The organism is Arthrobacter sp. TE12232 (assembly GCF_054062615.1).
Window position 1 is genome coordinate 3,576,779 of the sequence record NZ_JBSSFK010000001.1, and the last position, 17,036, is coordinate 3,593,814.

Genomic DNA, 17,036 nt, shown 5'->3' on the forward strand with positions numbered 1-17,036 from the left:
TCTGCAGTCGCGCCGGGAGAACACAGTAGGTTTCCGGACGAAGGACCCTGAACATAGGGCGGCCGGCGCAGGTGAACGAAGCAAAGCTCCGCGGTCATGGACTGCGTCGAGACAAGCCCCGTGCATCTGCGCGGGGCGTTTTTAGTTTTTAGCTCTTTTGAGCGGGGACCCGGACACACCGGCACTATCCCCGGAAGGAGGGTTATGGCAACGCCTAGCAAGGTTTCAGCAGTAGCTGAGATCACTAACGATTTCAAGGAATCGACCGCCGCTGTCCTGACCGAATACCGTGGGCTCACCGTTGCACAGCTCAAGCAGCTGCGTGTTTCTCTCGGCCAGGAAACCAAGTTCTCGGTCGTCAAGAACACCCTGACCGCTATTGCAGCCAAGGAAGCTGGTGTCGAAGCATTCGACGGTCAGCTCGCCGGCCCCACTGCAATCGCGTTCATCAAGGGTGACGCAGTTGCCGCTGCCAAGAGCCTGACGGATTTTGCCAAGGCCAACAAGCAGCTGGTCATCAAGACCGGTTACTTCGAAGGCAAGGCACTGAACGCCAGCGAAGTTGCTGCCCTGGCAGCACTCGAGTCCCGTGAGCTGCAGCTCGCCAAGGTTGCAGGTGTCCTCAAGGCTCCTGCTGCCGCTGCTGCACGCATCATCGACGCACTGCGCCTCAAGCTTGAAGAAGAGAACGGTGCACCGGCAGCAGCCGAAGCACCCGCCGCTGAAGAAGCTCCCGCAGCAGATGCAGCAGCCGAGGCCGCACCGGCCGAAGCCGCAGCCCCCGAAGAGAACTAACTCTCTTCTCCATAAGACTCCGGTGCCACTGCGGGCCTCAGGCCCGCCGGGCACCACTATAGGAAGGACGCCACACCATGGCGAAGCTCACCAACGAAGAGCTCATTGAAGCTTTCAAGGAACTGACCATCATCGAGCTCTCCGAGTTCGTCAAGCTCTTCGAAGAGACCTTCGAAGTTACCGCTGCTGCTGTTGCCGTTGCCGGCCCCGCCGGTGGCGCTGCTGCTGAGGAAGCCGAAGAGAAGACCGACTTCGACGTCGTCCTCGAAGCTGCTGGCGACAAGAAGATCGCAGTGATCAAGGAAGTTCGCGCCATCACTTCCCTGGGCCTCAAGGAAGCCAAGGACCTGGTTGACAGCGCTCCCAAGGCTGTTCTCGAAGGTGCCACCAAGGAAGCTGCCGAGAAGGCAAAGGAGCAGCTCGAGGCTGCCGGCGCCACCGTTACCCTCAAGTAACTTTCGCCGTCCGGATCCTTCGCGGTCCGCACTGCTTCACGGGAACCCCGTCCACTCCGGTGGGCGGGGTTTCCTGCGTTCCCGGGCCGAACTCCATCATGGCTTGACGGGATCGATGGACAGAACCTGTACCTCCGGGCGCCGGGTGAACGGAGTGCAAGGATTAGGCAAGGATTTTCTGATACCACTGTCGCACTTGCTGGCACGCCCCTAGACTCTGGATTTGTGCCCACCGGCCCCCAACGCTCAGGAGTTCACCCACAATGACGGACCCTCACGATTCCTTCTCCCGCCGCGCCATGCTCACAGCAGCCCTCGTGGGCGGGGGCGCCGCCGCTGCCGCGCTGGCCGGGGCCCCGGCAGCACAGGCCGCCGGCAAACAATCAGAAGGGGGCCAGCCCGGCGGCAAGAAACAGTTCACGCTGACCGTGCTCGGCACCACCGATCTGCACAACAACGTCTTCAACTGGGATTACTTCAAGAACACCGCCTACGCCGACACCGCCGGGAACAAGATCGGGATCGCCCAGGCAGCCACCCTGATCCACGCCATGCGGGCCGAGCGCGGCGCCGCGAACACGCTGACCATCGACGCCGGGGACACCATCCAGGGCACGCCACTGGCCTACTACTTCGCCAAGATCAGCCCGATCTCCGCAACCGTGAAACACCCCATGGCGCTGGCCATGAACACGATCGGCTACGACGCCGTGGGGCTGGGCAACCACGAGTTCAACTACGGCATTCCGCTTCTGCGCACCTGGGAGAAGCAACTGAACTTCCCGCTCCTGGGCGCCAACGTCCACGACGCCGTCACAGGCGGCCGCGCCTTCACCCCCTACGTCCTCAAACGGGTCAAGACAGACAACGGCTGGCTGACGGTCGGACTGGTCGGCTTCGTGACGCCGGGGTGCGCGCTCTGGGACCGCGACAACGTCCAGGGAAAGCTCGACTTCAACGGCATCGTCGAGGAAGCCAAAACGGTCATCCCGCAGGTCAAAACCGCCGGCGCCGACATCGTGATCGTCACGAGCCACTCCGGCGCGACCCCCGGATCGTCCTACGGCGACGCCCTGCCCTTCCCGGAGAACGCTTCCACCCAGCTCGCCGAGGAAGTCCCCGGCATTGATGCCATCCTGGTCGGGCACGCCCATCTGGAAATCCCGGAGCGCTTTGTGACCAACAAAGCCACCGGCAAGCAGGTCCTCCTGACCGAGCCGCTCAAATGGGGCATGCGGGTGTCCGTCATGGACCTCGAACTCGCCAGGGAGAAGGGCCAGTGGACCGTCACCTCGGCGCATTCGCTCCTGCTGGACGCCAAGACCGTCGACGCCGATCCCGCCGTCGTCCGGGCCGTTCAGGCCGGGCACGAGGCCACGGTGAGATACGTCAACGAGGTGATCGGCACTTCCACGGCCCCGCTCAGCACCGCCACCGCCTGCTGGGAGGACTCCGCCGCGATCGACGCCATCAACTACGTCCAGGCCAGCACCATCAAGGCCGAGCTGGCCAACGGACCCGCGGCGGGGCTGCCCGTGCTGTCCATTGCGGCGGCATTCTCCCGCGCCGTCGACGTCAAGGCCGGACCGCTGACCATCCGCGACGTCGCAGGGCTGTACATCTTCGACAACACCCTGCTCTCCATCAAGGTCACCGGTGCCCAGGTCAAGGACTACCTGGAGTGGTCCGCGCAGTACTTCAAACCGGTGACCGGCACCACGGCCAGGTCCGCGGACGTCACCAACGCCGTGACCGCCGTGGCCCCGAACGGCACACCGGACTATAACTACGACGTCGTCTACGGACTCGACGCTCCGCTGAACTATGAGATCGACCTCGCCCGGCCGGCAGGGGACAGGATCGCCAATCTGAGTTACGGCGGCCAGACGCTGCGGCCCGAGCAGGAATTTGCCCTGGCCATCAACAACTACCGGCAAAGCGGCGGCGGGAACTTCCCGGCCGTCAAGACCGCTCCGGTGCTCTCGAACAGCCAGCAGGAGATCCGGCAGCGCATCATCGACTACGTGGTGGACCACGGCACCCTGGACGTCGCCGTCTTCAGCGAGGCCAACTGGCGGCTCACCGTCAACGGGGCACCGCTCACGGTCACGGCCTGACGCGGCCCAGCAGCGTCGACTGCTCCGTAACTGCCGTTTTCAGCACCCATAAGGGCAGTTACGGAGCAGTCGACGTATCTGGCACCGCCGGGCCCGGCGTTGCTTTTAACCCGGCTGGGCCAGTTGGGGTGGTTCGGCTAACCGGGTTCGGTGATGTCGGCGACGACGGCCCCCAGGGCCGCCGTCAGGGCGTCCGCGTCGACGAACGCGCTGTAGCCGTGTTCCCCGGCTCCCATGGAGATACGCCGGCCCGTAATGGTCTGGTCGGCGTAGACCGGCCACGGCCGGGTGCTGCCGAGCGGCGTAATGGTCCCGCGCTCGTAGCCGGTGGCCTCGAACGCCGTTTCCGCCGTCGGGAGCGAGAGCTTGTTGACGCCCAGCAGCGCCCGCAGCTTGGGCCAGGAGATCTGCCGGTCGCCGGGCACGAGCGCGAACAGGAAGCTGCCGTCCTTGTGCTTGACCACGAGGGATTTCACGATATCCGCCGGCCGGATCCCGAGGATATCGGCCGCTTCCTCGAGGCTGCGGGCGGCGAGGCGTTCCACGATCTCGACGTCCAGGCCGCGGGCCGCGGCATCGGCCAGGAACCGCTCGCGGCCGCCGCCGGTTGTTGTCTGCTCTGCCATGCCCGCCAAAATCCCTCCCTGGAACTCCTGAACCCGGCGGTTGCCGGGTCAGCCGCAGTTGAGCCCTACTCGCAGTTCAGCCCTGGTCGCAGTCCGGCCCTGGTCGCAGTCCGGCCCTAGTCGCGGTACAGCAGCAGCGCCTCGCCCTGGCCGCCCCCGCCGCACAGCGACACGGCGGCCTTGCCGGTGCCCCGGCGTTTGAGTTCGTGCGCCGCGTGCAGGGCCAACCGCGCGCCGGAGGCCCCGATCGGGTGGCCGAGGGCGATCGCCCCACCGTGGATGTTGCACCGCTCCAGCGGGTAGCCCAGGTCCTTCAGGGACTGCACCGCCACGGAGCCGAACGCCTCATTGATTTCGATGAAGTCGAGGTCGGCGACCGTCCACCCGGCCTTGTCCAGGGCGCTCTTGATGGCGTTGGACGGCTGGGAGTGCAGCGAGTTGTCCGGTCCAGCGACCTGGCCGGGCTTGCCGACCACGGCCAGGTACTCAAGGCCGTTGTCCTCGGCGAACTTCCGGCTGCACAGCACCAGGGCGGCAGCGCCGTCGGACAGGGGGGAGGAGTTGCCCGCGGTGATGGTGCCGTCCGTGACGAACGCCGCGCGCAGGCCGGCCAGCGACTCAACCGTGGTGTCCGGCCGGACGCCTTCGTCGGAGGTGACGGCGATGGGGTCGCCCTTGCGCTGCTTGACGCTCATCGCAGCGATCTCGCCATCGAAGACGCCGTCCTTGGCGGCCCGGGCGGCGCGCTGGTGCGACTGCGCCGCGACCTCGTCCTGGGAAGCCCGGTCGATGCCGAGGGTCAGGTTCTTGCTTTCCGTCGAGAGCCCCATGGACTGCCCGTCGAAGGCGTCGGTGAGGCCGTCGTGCGCCGCCACGTCCAGGGCCTGGACCGTGCCGTACGCCCAGCCCTGCCGTGAGCCGGGCAGCACGTGCGGGGCGCGGGTCATGGATTCCTGGCCGCCGGCCACCACCACGGTGGCGTCGCCGCTGCGGATCATCCGGGCGGCGTCGATCACGGCGGTGAGGCCCGAGAGGCAGACCTTGTTGATGGTCACCGTGGGGACGTTCCAGCCGATGCCGGCGCCGATGGCGCTCTGGCGGGCCGGGTTCTGGCCCGCCCCGGCCTGCAGGACCTGGCCCATGATCACGCTGTCCACCTGGTCCGCCTTGACGCCGCTGGCGGCCAAGGCGGCCTTGATGGCATGGGAGCCGAGTTCGACGGCGGTGAAGCTGGCCAGCTGCCCGTTCAGGCGCCCCTGGGGGGTGCGGGCGGCGGCAAGGATGACAACGTCGTTGTTGTCTGCAGGATTGCTCATGGTCTTCTCTTCCGATCTACGACGGCTCTATGACGGCTTAATGTCTACGTTATCGTGAGCCCCATCACGTATCCATTCGGCCCCGGGCCGCGCTACGGCATGACACAGGCCGGACGCCGGGGGAGCGGCCGCACAGCCTCTGCACAGCGTCCTCTGTGCAGCGTCCGAGCAACATCCGCCAAACTTCGTGCTTGCAATCCCGCCGGAAGTGGGGTAGACAAGTAGGTTGCTTTGCCGTATCGTAGATATTTGCGTCTTCCCTGTTTACCTTCAGCCTTCATATAGCGGTGGGCTTAGCCTGACAGCTGCTCCATCAATGTGCCGTCTACAACGTGCACCAGCGTGGGCAGCGCGGGTCCCGGGTCATATAGCGGAACCGGACTGGTAGCACTGTGGAGTCATTCTGCAGGGTGCATAACGGGGGAGATCTGACAACGCCTGAAGGTCTGTGGAAGGATCCCTCTTGGTCGCCTCGAGCACCTCTAATGTAAACAACGCTACCGCTATCAATGCCGACAGCACCGATGGTGCCACTCGCCGGCTCTCATTCGCAAAGATTCACGAACCTCTTGATGTTCCGAATCTGCTCGCCCTGCAAACGGACAGCTTTGACTGGCTGGTCGGAAACGAACGCTGGCAGGCGCGCGTGGCGAAGGCCGTCGAAGAAGGCGACCTCAGCGTCGCCACCACCTCGGGTCTGTCTGACATCTTCGAAGAGATCTCCCCGATCGAGGACTTCCAGGGCACCATGTCCCTGAGCTTCTCCGAGCCGGAGTTCGCTGACCCCAAATACACCATGGCCGAGTGCAAGGACCGGGACGCAACGTACTCGGCCCCGCTGTACGTCAAGGCCGAATTCATGAACAACAACACGGGCGAAATCAAGCAGCAGACCGTGTTCATGGGTGACTTCCCGCTGATGACCGAGAAGGGCACCTTCGTCGTCAACGGCACCGAGCGTGTCGTTGTCTCCCAGCTGGTCCGCTCCCCGGGCGCCTACTTCGAGCGCACCGCCGACAAGACCAGTGACAAGGACATCTTCACTGCGAAGATCATCCCCTCCCGCGGCGCCTGGTTCGAACTTGAAATCGACAAGCGCGACCAGGTCGGCGTCCGTCTTGACCGCAAGCGCAAGCAGTCCGTCACCGTGCTGCTGAAGGCCCTCGGCTGGACCGAAGGTCAGATCCTCGAGGAATTCGGCCAGTACGACTCCATGCGCGCGACGCTGGAGAAGGACGCCACCGAGACCCGCGAAGACGCGTTGCTGGACATCTACCGGAAGCTGCGCCCGGGCGAGCCGCCCACGGTTGAGGCTGCCCAGTCCCTGCTGGACAACCTGTACTTCAACTCCAAGCGCTACGATCTGGCCAAGGTCGGCCGTTACAAGATCAACCGCAAGCTTGGCATCGACCGCTCCCTTGGCGACAAGGAAGCTTCGGTCCTGCACGTTGAAGACATCGTGGCCATGATCAAGTTCCTGGTTGCCCTGCACGCCGGCGAGAAGACCCTCATGGGCAAGCGCGACGGCCAGGACCACGAGCTCCGCGTCGAGATCGATGACATCGACCACTTCGGCAACCGCCGCATCCGCGCCGTCGGCGAGCTCATCGAGAACCAGGTCCGCACCGGCCTGTCCCGCATGGAGCGCGTTGTCCGCGAACGCATGACGACCCAGGACGTCGAGGCCATCACGCCGCAGACCCTGATCAACATCCGTCCCGTTGTGGCAGCCATCAAGGAGTTCTTCGGAACTTCCCAGCTGTCCCAGTTCATGGACCAGAACAACCCGCTCTCGGGTCTGACCCACAAGCGCCGCCTGTCCGCGCTTGGCCCGGGTGGTCTGTCCCGTGACCGTGCCGGCATGGAAGTCCGTGACGTGCACCCGTCCCACTACGGACGTATGTGCCCCATCGAAACTCCTGAAGGCCCGAACATTGGTCTGATCGGTTCGCTGGCTTCCTACGGACGCATCAACCCGTTCGGTTTCATCGAAACCCCGTACCGCCTTGTCTCCGAGGGCGTCGTTTCCGATGAGGTCAAGTACCTCACCGCCGACGACGAAGCCGAGGTCCTGATCGCTCAGGCCAACGCCCCGCTCGACGAGAACAAGCGTTTCGCCGAAGAGACCGTCCTGGTCCGTGCCCGCGGTGGTGGAGGCGAGCCCGTGCTGGTCCCCGCCGCCGACGTCGAATTCATGGACGTTTCCCCGCGCCAGATGGTGTCCGTGGCAACCGCCCTGATCCCGTTCCTCGAGCATGACGATGCTAACCGTGCACTCATGGGTGCCAACATGCAGCGCCAGGCCGTGCCGCTGGTCCGCTCCGAGGCGCCGTTCGTCGGCACCGGCATGGAGCGCGCCGCCGCCGTCGACGCCGGTGACGTCACCATCGCGAAGAAGGCCGGTGTGGTCACCGAGGTTTCCGCCGAGCTCGTCATTATGCTCAACGACGACGGCACGGAAACCAACTACCGCATCAACAAGTTCGCCCGCTCCAACCAGGGCAACTGCTACAACAACCGTGTCCTGGTGAACGAAGGCCAGCGCCTGGAGGTCGGCGGCATCATCGCTGACGGCCCGGCAACGGACCAGGGCGAGCTCGCCCTCGGTAAGAACCTGCTCGTGGCATTCATGTCATGGGAAGGCCACAACTTCGAGGATGCGATCATCCTGTCCCAGCGCATCGTGGCCGAGGACGTCCTGTCCTCGATCCACATCGAGGAGCACGAGATCGATGCCCGCGACACCAAGCTTGGTGCCGAGGAAATCACCCGTGACATCCCCAACGTGTCTGAGGAAGTCCTGGCAGGCCTGGACGAGCGCGGCATCATCCACATCGGTGCCGAAGTTGAGGCCGGCGACATCCTGGTCGGTAAGGTCACCCCCAAGGGCGAGACCGAGCTGACCCCGGAAGAGCGCCTGCTGCGCGCCATCTTCGGTGAGAAGTCCCGCGAAGTGCGTGACACCTCCTTGAAGGTCCCGCACGGCGAGTCCGGCACCGTGATCGGTGTCCGCGTCTTCGACCGCGACAACGACGACGAGCTGCCCCCGGGCGTCAACCAGCTGGTCCGCGTGTACGTGGCCGCCAAGCGCAAGATCACCGACGGCGACAAGCTCGCCGGCCGTCACGGCAACAAGGGTGTTATCTCCAAGATCCTTCCGATCGAGGACATGCCCTTCCTTGCCGACGGTACCCCCGTTGATATCGTCCTGAACCCGCTGGGTGTTCCGGGCCGTATGAACGTCGGCCAGGTGCTCGAAACGCACCTCGGCTGGGTTGCCAAGACCGGCTGGAAGATCGAAGGCGAGCCCGAGTGGGTCAAGCAGCTGCCGAACCTGCCGCGCGAGAGTGGCCAGACCACTGTTGCAACGCCGGTCTTCGACGGTGCTCGTGAAGAGGAAATCACGGGCCTGCTCGATTCCACCAACGTCACCCGCGACGGCGACCGTCTGATCAACTCCTCAGGCAAGACCCGTCTGTTCGACGGCCGCTCCGGCGAGCCGTTCCCGGATCCGATCTCGGTCGGCTACATGTACATCCTGAAGCTCCACCACCTGGTGGACGACAAGATCCACGCACGCTCCACCGGCCCGTACTCCATGATCACGCAGCAGCCGCTGGGTGGTAAGGCACAGTTCGGTGGCCAGCGCTTCGGTGAAATGGAAGTGTGGGCGCTCGAAGCTTACGGCGCCGCCTACACGCTCCAGGAACTCCTCACGATCAAGTCGGATGATATCCACGGTCGCGTGAAGGTCTACGAAGCCATCGTCAAGGGCGAGAACATCCCCGAGCCGGGCGTTCCTGAGTCCTTCAAGGTCTTGATCAAGGAAATGCAGTCGCTGTGCCTGAACGTGGAAGTGCTTTCCACGGACGGAACCACAATTGAAATGCGTGACTCTGATGACGCAGTCTTCACGGCTGCGGAAGAACTGGGCATCGATCTGTCTCGTGCAGAGCCCAGTTCCGTAGAAGAGGTTTAGCAGGCTTCCGACGGCGGGCGGTTCCCGTCCGCCGTCGGAGTCCTCCCTCTTCCCGTAACCCAAGACTTCAGAATTTAGAGAACAAGAGAGAACAGGGACCATATGTCCAGCGAATCCTCCTTCGGCCTCATGCAGATCGGCCTCGCCACCGCGGAAGACATCCGTGGCTGGTCGTACGGCGAGGTTAAGAAGCCGGAAACCATCAACTACCGCACGCTCAAGCCCGAGAAGGACGGCCTCTTCTGCGAGAAGATCTTCGGCCCGTCCCGCGACTGGGAATGCTACTGCGGCAAGTACAAGCGCGTGCGCTTCAAGGGCATCATCTGCGAGCGGTGTGGCGTTGAAGTCACCCGCGCCAAGGTCCGCCGTGAGCGCATGGGCCACATCGAGCTGGCCGCCCCGGTCACGCACATCTGGTACTTCAAGGGCGTTCCCTCCCGTCTGGGCTACCTCCTTGACCTGGCACCGAAGGACCTCGAAAAGGTCATCTACTTCGCCGCCTACATGATCACGAGCGTCGACGCCGACAGCCGCCACGAAGAACTGCCCAACCTCCAGGTTGAGCACGACATCGAGAAGAAGCAGCTGATCGACAACCGCGACTCCGACATCGCCACGATCGCCCGCGACCTCGAGAACGAGCTCGCACGCCTCGAAGGCGAAGGCGCCAAGGCTGCCGACAAGAAGAAGGCCCGCGACTCCGCTGACCGCCAGATGGCGAACGTCCGCAAGCGTGCCGACGCCGAAATCGAGCGCCTCGAGCAGGTCTGGGACCGCTTCAAGAACCTTAAGGTCGCCGACCTCGAAGGTGACGAGGGTCTGTACCGCGAACTGCGCGACCGCTACGGCATGTACTTCGAAGGCTCCATGGGTGCCGAGGCCATCAAGAAGCGTCTTGAGAACTTCGACATGCAGGCCGAGTCCGACATGCTGCGCGACATCATCGCCAACGGCAAGGGCCAGCGCAAGACGCGTGCCCTGAAGCGGCTCAAGGTGGTCAACGCCTTCCTGACCACCAACAACAGCCCGCTCGGCATGGTGCTCGACGCCGTCCCGGTGATCCCGCCGGAACTGCGCCCGATGGTCCAGCTGGACGGTGGCCGCTTCGCGACCTCCGACCTCAACGACCTCTACCGCCGCGTGATCAACCGCAACAACCGTCTCAAGCGCCTGCTTGACCTCGGTGCCCCGGAGATCATCGTCAACAACGAGAAGCGCATGCTTCAGGAAGCTGTTGACAGCCTCTTCGACAACGGCCGCCGCGGCCGCCCGGTCACCGGACCGGGCAACCGTCCGCTGAAGTCCCTGAGCGACATGCTCAAGGGCAAGCAGGGCCGTTTCCGCCAGAACCTCCTCGGCAAGCGCGTCGACTACTCCGGCCGTTCGGTCATCGTCGTCGGCCCGCAGCTGAAGCTGCACCAGTGTGGTCTGCCCAAGCAGATGGCCCTGGAGCTCTTCAAGCCGTTCGTGATGAAGCGCCTGGTTGACCTCAACCACGCACAGAACATCAAGTCGGCCAAGCGGATGGTGGAGCGTTACCGCCCGCAGGTCTGGGACGTCCTCGAAGAGATCATCACCGAGCACCCCGTGCTGCTGAACCGTGCACCTACCCTGCACCGCCTCGGCATCCAGGCGTTCGAGCCGCAGCTCGTCGAAGGCAAGGCAATCCAGCTTCACCCGCTGGTTTGTGGCGCCTTCAACGCCGACTTCGACGGCGACCAGATGGCAGTCCACCTGCCGCTGAGCCCCGAAGCCCAGGCCGAGGCACGCATCCTGATGCTGTCCTCGAACAACATCCTGAAGCCGTCGGACGGCCGCCCGGTGACCCTGCCGTCGCAGGATATGATCATCGGTCTCTACCACTTGACCACCAAGCGTGTCGGTTCAGCTGGCGAAGGCCGGATCTTCTCCTCGGTTGCGGAAGCCATCATGGCCTACGACCTCCACGAGCTGCACCTGAACTCCAAGGTCAAGATCCGCCTCGAGGGCTTCGTGCCCTACGCCGGCTGGGAAGCCCCGGAGGGCTGGGAGCCCGGTCAGACCGCACTGGTGGAGACCTCCCTCGGGCAGGTCATCTTCAACCAGACGCTCCCCGCGGACTACCCGTGGGTTGAGGATGTTGCCGATAAGGGCGAGCTGTCCCGGATCGTCAACGACCTCGCCGAGCGCTACCCGAAGGTCGTCACGGCGGCAACGCTGGACAACCTGAAGGATGCCGGTTTCTACTGGGCCACCCGTTCAGGCGTCACCGTTGCCATCTCCGACATCGAGGTGCCCAAGTCCAAGCCGGCGATCCTTGCCGGTTACGAGACCATGGCTGCCAAGATCCAGGGCCAGTACGACAAGGGCCTGATCGACGACGACGAGCGTCGCCAGGAACTGATCGAGATCTGGAACAAGGCCACGAACGAGATCGCCCAGGCGATGCGTGACAGCCTGTCCCCGATGAACACCATCAACCGCATGGTGTCCTCCGGCGCACGTGGTAACTGGATGCAGGTCCGTCAGATCGCGGGTATCCGTGGCCTGGTGGCCAACCCGAAGGGTGAAATCATCCCGCGTCCGATCAAGTCCTCCTACCGTGAGGGCCTGTCGGTGCTGGAATACTTCATCGCCACGCACGGTGCCCGTAAGGGTCTGGCTGACACCGCCCTGCGTACCGCCAACTCGGGTTACCTGACCCGTCGTCTGGTGGACGTCTCGCAGGACGTCATTGTCCGCGAAGAGGACTGCGGCACGGAGCGCGGCCTGGTGACCGCCATCGCCGTCGCTGACGCCAACGGCGAGCTCGTCCTGGACGAGAACGTCGAGAACAGCGCCTACGCCCGTACCCTGGCCGTGGACGTCCTCGACGCCTCGGGCAAGGTCCTGGCGGCGGCCGGCACCGACTGCGGCGACGTCGTCATTGCCGAACTGTTCGCAGCCGGCATCACCGAGGTCAAGGTCCGCTCCGTACTCACCTGTGAGTCCAGCGTCGGCACCTGCGCCCTGTGCTACGGCCGTTCGCTGGCCACGGGCAAGACCGTCGACATCGGTGAGGCAGTGGGCATCATCGCCGCACAGTCCATCGGTGAGCCGGGCACCCAGCTGACCATGCGTACGTTCCACACCGGTGGTGCAGTTTCGGCCAGCGGCGGCGACGACATCACCCAGGGTCTGCCCCGTATCCAGGAGCTCTTCGAAGCCCGTACTCCGAAGGGTGTTGCACCGATTGCTGAAGCAGCCGGCCGCATCGCCATCGAAGAGTCCGAGCGCCAGATGCGCCTGGTCATCACCCCGGATGACGGTTCCGAAGAGATCGCCTACCCGGTGCTGCGCCGTTCACGGCTCCTCATCGAAGACGGCGACCACGTCAGCGTCGGCCAGAAGCTCATCAACGGCCCGGTCGATCCCAAGCAGGTGCTGCGCATCATGGGTCCCCGTGCCGCGCAAAAGTTCCTGGTGGACGAAGTCCAGGGCGTGTACCGCAGCCAGGGCATCGGTATCCACGACAAGCACGTCGAGGTTATCGTCCGCCAGATGCTGCGCCGCGTCACGGTCATCGAATCCGGTGAATCGGATCTGCTGCCCGGCGAGCTCGCCGAACGCAGCCGTTTCGAAGAGGCCAACCGCCGCGTTGTGTCCGAGGGCAAGACGCCGGCTTCCGGCCGTCCCGAGCTCATGGGCATCACCAAGGCGTCCCTGGCGACCGAGTCCTGGCTGTCCGCAGCTTCCTTCCAGGAAACCACCCGCGTCCTGACGCAGGCGGCCATGGAAGGCAAGAGCGATCCGCTGCTCGGCCTCAAGGAAAACGTCATCATCGGTAAGCTCATCCCGGCCGGCACGGGTCTCCCGCGCTACACCGAGGTCACCGTGGAACCCACTGAAGAAGCAAAGGCCAACCTGTTCACCGGCCCCAGCGCATTCAGTGACTTCTCCTACGACACCCTGGGCGGCGACGGAGCTCCCGAGTTCCACGCCATCCCGCTGGATGACTACGATCTCGGCAGCGACTTCCGCTAGCCGATAGCTGGCGTCGGGCCCCGTCACCACTCTGCTTTCAGCGGGGCGGGGGCGGGGCCCTTCCTGTCTGCCCAACTAGCTGGCAGCTGAGGTCGTTATGGGTCCCCAAAACGGCCTCAGCTGCGAGTCAGTTGGGCAGCGGGGGCGTGACTAAGGGCGCGATTAAGGGCTGGGAGCCGCCCGTGGTAGAATGGAGACTAATTGTTATTGTGGCAGTGGATGAGTGCGCCGGTTGCAGCTGAAAAGCTTAACCAGGACGACGTTTCCGGTTTGCAGGGTTCTTGTGCAACGTATGCCACATTTTCGCATGCCTAGGGGCAATTTGGGTCGAAAGTCCTTGGAACCCGGCGTGCGGTCCGACTATTAAGGCTTCGCCTCAGCTGCTCTGGAGAGAACTTCAAGGCTCGGGCGGCGAGGCGCAGCGACAAGAGAGCGTCCGCCAACGGCCGCTCCGGATAAAACGGAGAACACGAGAGTGCCTACGATTAACCAGCTGGTCCGCAAGGGCCGCACGCCTAAGGTCAAAAAGACCAAGGCCCCCGCGCTTAACGGCAGCCCGATGCGTCGCGGTGTTTGCACCCGCGTTTACACGACGACCCCGAAGAAGCCGAACTCGGCTCTGCGTAAGGTTGCACGTGTGCGCCTCAACGGTGGCATTGAAGTCACCGCTTACATCCCCGGTGTAGGCCACAACCTGCAGGAGCACTCCATTGTGCTCGTCCGCGGCGGCCGCGTGAAGGACCTTCCGGGTGTCCGCTACAAGATCGTCCGTGGCGCCCTCGATACCCAGGGTGTCAAGAACCGTAAGCAGGCCCGCAGCCGCTACGGCGCAAAGATGGAGAAGAAGTAATATGCCTCGCAAGGGTCCGGCCCCCAAGCGGCCGCTAGTTCTAGATCCCGTTTACGGCTCCCCGCTGGTTACCCAGCTCATCAACAAGGTGCTGGTTGACGGCAAGAAGTCCACCGCAGAGCGCATCGTTTACGGTGCCCTCGAAGGTGCTCGCGCCAAGTCCGGCGGCGACCCCGTTGCAGCCCTCAAGAAGGCCATGGAGAACGTCAAGCCTTCGCTTGAGGTCCGCTCCCGCCGTGTTGGTGGCGCCACCTACCAGGTTCCGGTCGAGGTCAAGCCGGGTCGCTCGACGGCCCTCGCCCTCCGCTGGCTGGTCGGCTACTCCAAGGCTCGCCGTGAAAAGACGATGACCGAGCGCCTCCAGAACGAGATCCTGGATGCCTCCAACGGTCTCGGTGCCGCTGTGAAGCGTCGCGAAGACACCCACAAGATGGCCGAGTCCAACAAGGCCTTCGCACACTACCGCTGGTAATACTTCCCGGACGCCGCCGGCTCGACTGAGCCGGCGGCGAACGTGCAGTCCATCCGAAAGGGAGACACCGTGGCACAGGACGTGCTTACCGACCTTAGCAAGGTCCGCAACATCGGCATCATGGCCCACATCGATGCCGGCAAGACCACTACTACCGAGCGCATCCTGTTCTACACAGGTGTGAACCACAAGATCGGCGAAACGCACGACGGCGCTTCGACGACTGACTGGATGGAACAGGAAAAGGAACGCGGCATCACCATCACGTCTGCCGCCGTGACCTGCTTCTGGGAAAACAACCAGATCAACATCATCGACACCCCCGGCCACGTGGACTTCACCGTTGAGGTTGAGCGCTCCCTGCGCGTCCTCGACGGCGCTGTCGCCGTGTTCGACGGCAAGGAAGGCGTGGAGCCGCAGTCTGAGACTGTTTGGCGCCAGGCTGACAAGTACAACGTCCCGCGCATCTGCTTCGTCAACAAGATGGACAAGCTCGGCGCTGACTTCTACTTCACCGTCGACACCATCATCAGCCGCCTCGGTGCCAAGCCGCTCGTCATGCAGCTGCCGATCGGCGCCGAGAACGACTTCATCGGCGTCGTCGACCTCCTTTACATGCGTGCGCTGGTATGGCCCGGCGACGCCAAGGGTGACGTCACCATGGGTGCCAAGTACGAGATCCGCGAGATCCCGGCTGACCTCCAGGCGAAGGCCGACGAGTACCGCGCGCAGCTCATTGAGACTGTTGCCGAGTCCTCCGAGGAACTCATGGAGAAGTACCTCGAAGGCGAAGAGATCAGCATCGACGAGCTCAAGGCCGGCATCCGCAAGATGACGATCAACTCCGAGATCTACCCGGTCTTCTGTGGTTCTGCGTTCAAGAACCGCGGCGTCCAGCCGATGCTCGACGCTGTGGTGGACTACCTGCCGAACCCGCTCGACGTCCCGCCGATGATCGGTCACGATCCCCGCGACGAAGAGAAGGAACTGACCCGCAAGCCTTCCTCCGAAGAGCCGTTCTCCGCGCTGGCCTTCAAGATCGCCGCGCACCCGTTCTTCGGCCAGCTCACCTTCATCCGCGTGTACTCCGGTCACGTGGAAGCAGGCTCCCAGGTGGTCAACTCCACCAAGGGCAAGAAGGAGCGCATCGGCAAGCTGTTCCAGATGCACGCCAACAAGGAAATGCCCGTCGAGGGCGCTACCGCCGGCCACATCTACGCAGCGATCGGCCTGAAGGACACCACCACGGGCGACACCCTGTGCGATCCGGCCAACCAGATTGTCCTCGAGTCCATGAGCTTCCCGGAGCCTGTGATCTCGGTTGCGATCGAGCCGAACACCAAGGGTGACCAGGAGAAGCTCTCCACGGCTATCCAGAAGCTCTCCGCTGAGGACCCGACCTTCCAGGTCTCCCTCAACGAAGACACCGGCCAGACCATCATCGCCGGCATGGGCGAGCTCCACCTGGACATCCTGGTGGACCGCATGCGCCGCGAATTCAAGGTCGAGGCGAACGTTGGCAAGCCGCAGGTTGCTTACCGCGAAACCATCAAGCGTGCTGTCGAGCGTCACGACTACACGCACAAGAAGCAGACCGGTGGTTCCGGCCAGTTCGCAAAGATCCAGATCGCGATCGAGCCGCTGGACACCTCAGGTGGCGAGCTGTACGAGTTCGAGAACAAGGTCACCGGTGGCCGCGTTCCGCGCGAGTACATCCCGTCGGTCGACGCCGGTATCCAGGATGCGCTGAACGACGGCGTCCTGGCCGGTTACCCGGTTGTCGGCATCAAGGCAACGCTGATTGACGGCGCTTACCACGATGTTGACTCCTCGGAAATGGCGTTCAAGATCGCCGGCCGTATGGCTTTCAAGGAAGCCGCACGCAAGGCGAACCCTGTTCTGCTCGAACCGCTGATGGATGTCGAGGTCCGCACCCCTGAGGAATACATGGGTGAAGTTATCGGTGACCTCAACTCCCGCCGTGGCCAGATGCAGTCCATGGAGGATGCCCAGGGCGTCAAGGTCATTCGCGCGCACGTCCCGCTGTCCGGCATGTTCGGCTACATCGGTGACCTGCGCTCGAAGACCCAGGGCCGCGCTGTGTACTCCATGACGTTCAACAGCTACGCCGAGGTCCCGAAGGCAGTTGCCGACGAGATCATCCAGAAGAACCGCGGCGAGTAGTCCCTAGGACGCATCGCAGCAGCAAAAACTCGGATGCGTCTCCGCCAGCGGGGATTCATCTGGTGCAAGTGGCCGGACTCCGGTCAGCTGTAGTCCGGCCAGGCCGGAGTTCGGCCGCCTGCACGAACAGGCTCTAGGCACTAGCATTAGTACCTGAATCTGCAATTTCACCAATCCAAAGCCCCCCAAGTAGACTTACTGGAGTTTCTGCCGCGACAAGCGCGGCCGAAGGGTAAGTCA

The 17,036-nt window shown here is 63.8% G+C and carries 10 protein-coding genes; 8 read left to right on the forward strand and 2 right to left on the reverse strand.

Annotated elements, in window-relative coordinates:
• The first annotated feature begins 204 nt into the window (after positions 1-204).
• From rplJ to ACVWZ7_RS16025, 3 genes are all read left to right on the forward strand, one after another.
• Positions 205-795 carry a 50S ribosomal protein L10 gene (gene rplJ, locus ACVWZ7_RS16015; protein WP_091251967.1) on the forward strand — a complete coding sequence of 197 codons (591 nt, stop codon included), beginning with the start codon at positions 205-207 and terminating at the stop codon, positions 793-795.
• Positions 796-872: 77 nt separating this feature from the next.
• The gene (rplL, locus tag ACVWZ7_RS16020) at positions 873-1,250 is read left to right on the forward strand and encodes a 50S ribosomal protein L7/L12 (protein ID WP_091251969.1); all 378 of its coding nucleotides are present in this window, start codon (positions 873-875) and stop codon (positions 1,248-1,250) included.
• A 263-nt stretch (positions 1,251-1,513) separates the two neighbouring features.
• Entirely contained in the window at positions 1,514-3,367 is a 1,854-nt protein-coding gene (locus ACVWZ7_RS16025; protein WP_456508445.1) for a bifunctional metallophosphatase/5'-nucleotidase, read from the forward strand.
• 137 nt (positions 3,368-3,504) lie between these two features.
• Here the strand turns inward: ACVWZ7_RS16025 and ACVWZ7_RS16030 are convergent, their stop codons facing one another.
• On the reverse strand, positions 3,505-3,993 hold the full coding sequence (locus ACVWZ7_RS16030) for an aminoacyl-tRNA deacylase (RefSeq protein ID WP_456508446.1): 489 nt from the start codon (positions 3,991-3,993) through the stop codon (positions 3,505-3,507).
• Between the two features lie 116 nt (positions 3,994-4,109).
• Positions 4,110-5,309 carry an acetyl-CoA C-acetyltransferase gene (locus tag ACVWZ7_RS16035; protein ID WP_116765103.1) on the reverse strand — a complete coding sequence of 400 codons (1,200 nt, stop codon included), beginning with the start codon at positions 5,307-5,309 and terminating at the stop codon, positions 4,110-4,112.
• A 463-nt stretch (positions 5,310-5,772) separates the two neighbouring features.
• Between ACVWZ7_RS16035 and rpoB the strand changes: the two genes are divergently transcribed.
• From rpoB to fusA, 5 genes are all read left to right on the forward strand, one after another.
• A complete protein-coding gene (gene rpoB / locus ACVWZ7_RS16040) occupies positions 5,773-9,288 on the forward strand; it encodes a DNA-directed RNA polymerase subunit beta (RefSeq protein ID WP_116765102.1) in 3,516 nt (1,171 codons plus the stop codon).
• 102 nt (positions 9,289-9,390) lie between these two features.
• Positions 9,391-13,290 carry a DNA-directed RNA polymerase subunit beta' gene (locus ACVWZ7_RS16045; protein ID WP_344368214.1) on the forward strand — a complete coding sequence of 1,300 codons (3,900 nt, stop codon included), beginning with the start codon at positions 9,391-9,393 and terminating at the stop codon, positions 13,288-13,290.
• Positions 13,291-13,765: 475 nt separating this feature from the next.
• On the forward strand, positions 13,766-14,140 hold the full coding sequence (gene rpsL, locus ACVWZ7_RS16050; RefSeq protein ID WP_018773658.1) for a 30S ribosomal protein S12: 375 nt from the start codon (positions 13,766-13,768) through the stop codon (positions 14,138-14,140).
• A 1-nt stretch (position 14,141) separates the two neighbouring features.
• A complete protein-coding gene (gene rpsG / locus ACVWZ7_RS16055) occupies positions 14,142-14,612 on the forward strand; it encodes a 30S ribosomal protein S7 (protein ID WP_011692813.1) in 471 nt (156 codons plus the stop codon).
• A 69-nt stretch (positions 14,613-14,681) separates the two neighbouring features.
• Entirely contained in the window at positions 14,682-16,796 is a 2,115-nt protein-coding gene (gene fusA, locus ACVWZ7_RS16060; protein WP_091252105.1) for an elongation factor G, read from the forward strand.
• The last annotated feature ends 240 nt before the right edge of the window (positions 16,797-17,036 follow it).

Coding starts and splice junctions, on each gene's coding strand:
- rplJ (WP_091251967.1), top strand. CDS start 205: ATGGCAACGCCTAGCAAGGTTTCAGCAGTAGCTGAGATCACTAACGAT.
- rplL (WP_091251969.1), top strand. CDS start 873: ATGGCGAAGCTCACCAACGAAGAGCTCATTGAAGCTTTCAAGGAACTG.
- ACVWZ7_RS16025 (WP_456508445.1), top strand. CDS start 1,514: ATGACGGACCCTCACGATTCCTTCTCCCGCCGCGCCATGCTCACAGCA.
- ACVWZ7_RS16030 (WP_456508446.1), bottom strand. CDS start 3,993: ATGGCAGAGCAGACAACAACCGGCGGCGGCCGCGAGCGGTTCCTGGCC.
- ACVWZ7_RS16035 (WP_116765103.1), bottom strand. CDS start 5,309: ATGAGCAATCCTGCAGACAACAACGACGTTGTCATCCTTGCCGCCGCC.
- ACVWZ7_RS16045 (WP_344368214.1), top strand. CDS start 9,391: ATGTCCAGCGAATCCTCCTTCGGCCTCATGCAGATCGGCCTCGCCACC.
- rpsG (WP_011692813.1), top strand. CDS start 14,142: ATGCCTCGCAAGGGTCCGGCCCCCAAGCGGCCGCTAGTTCTAGATCCC.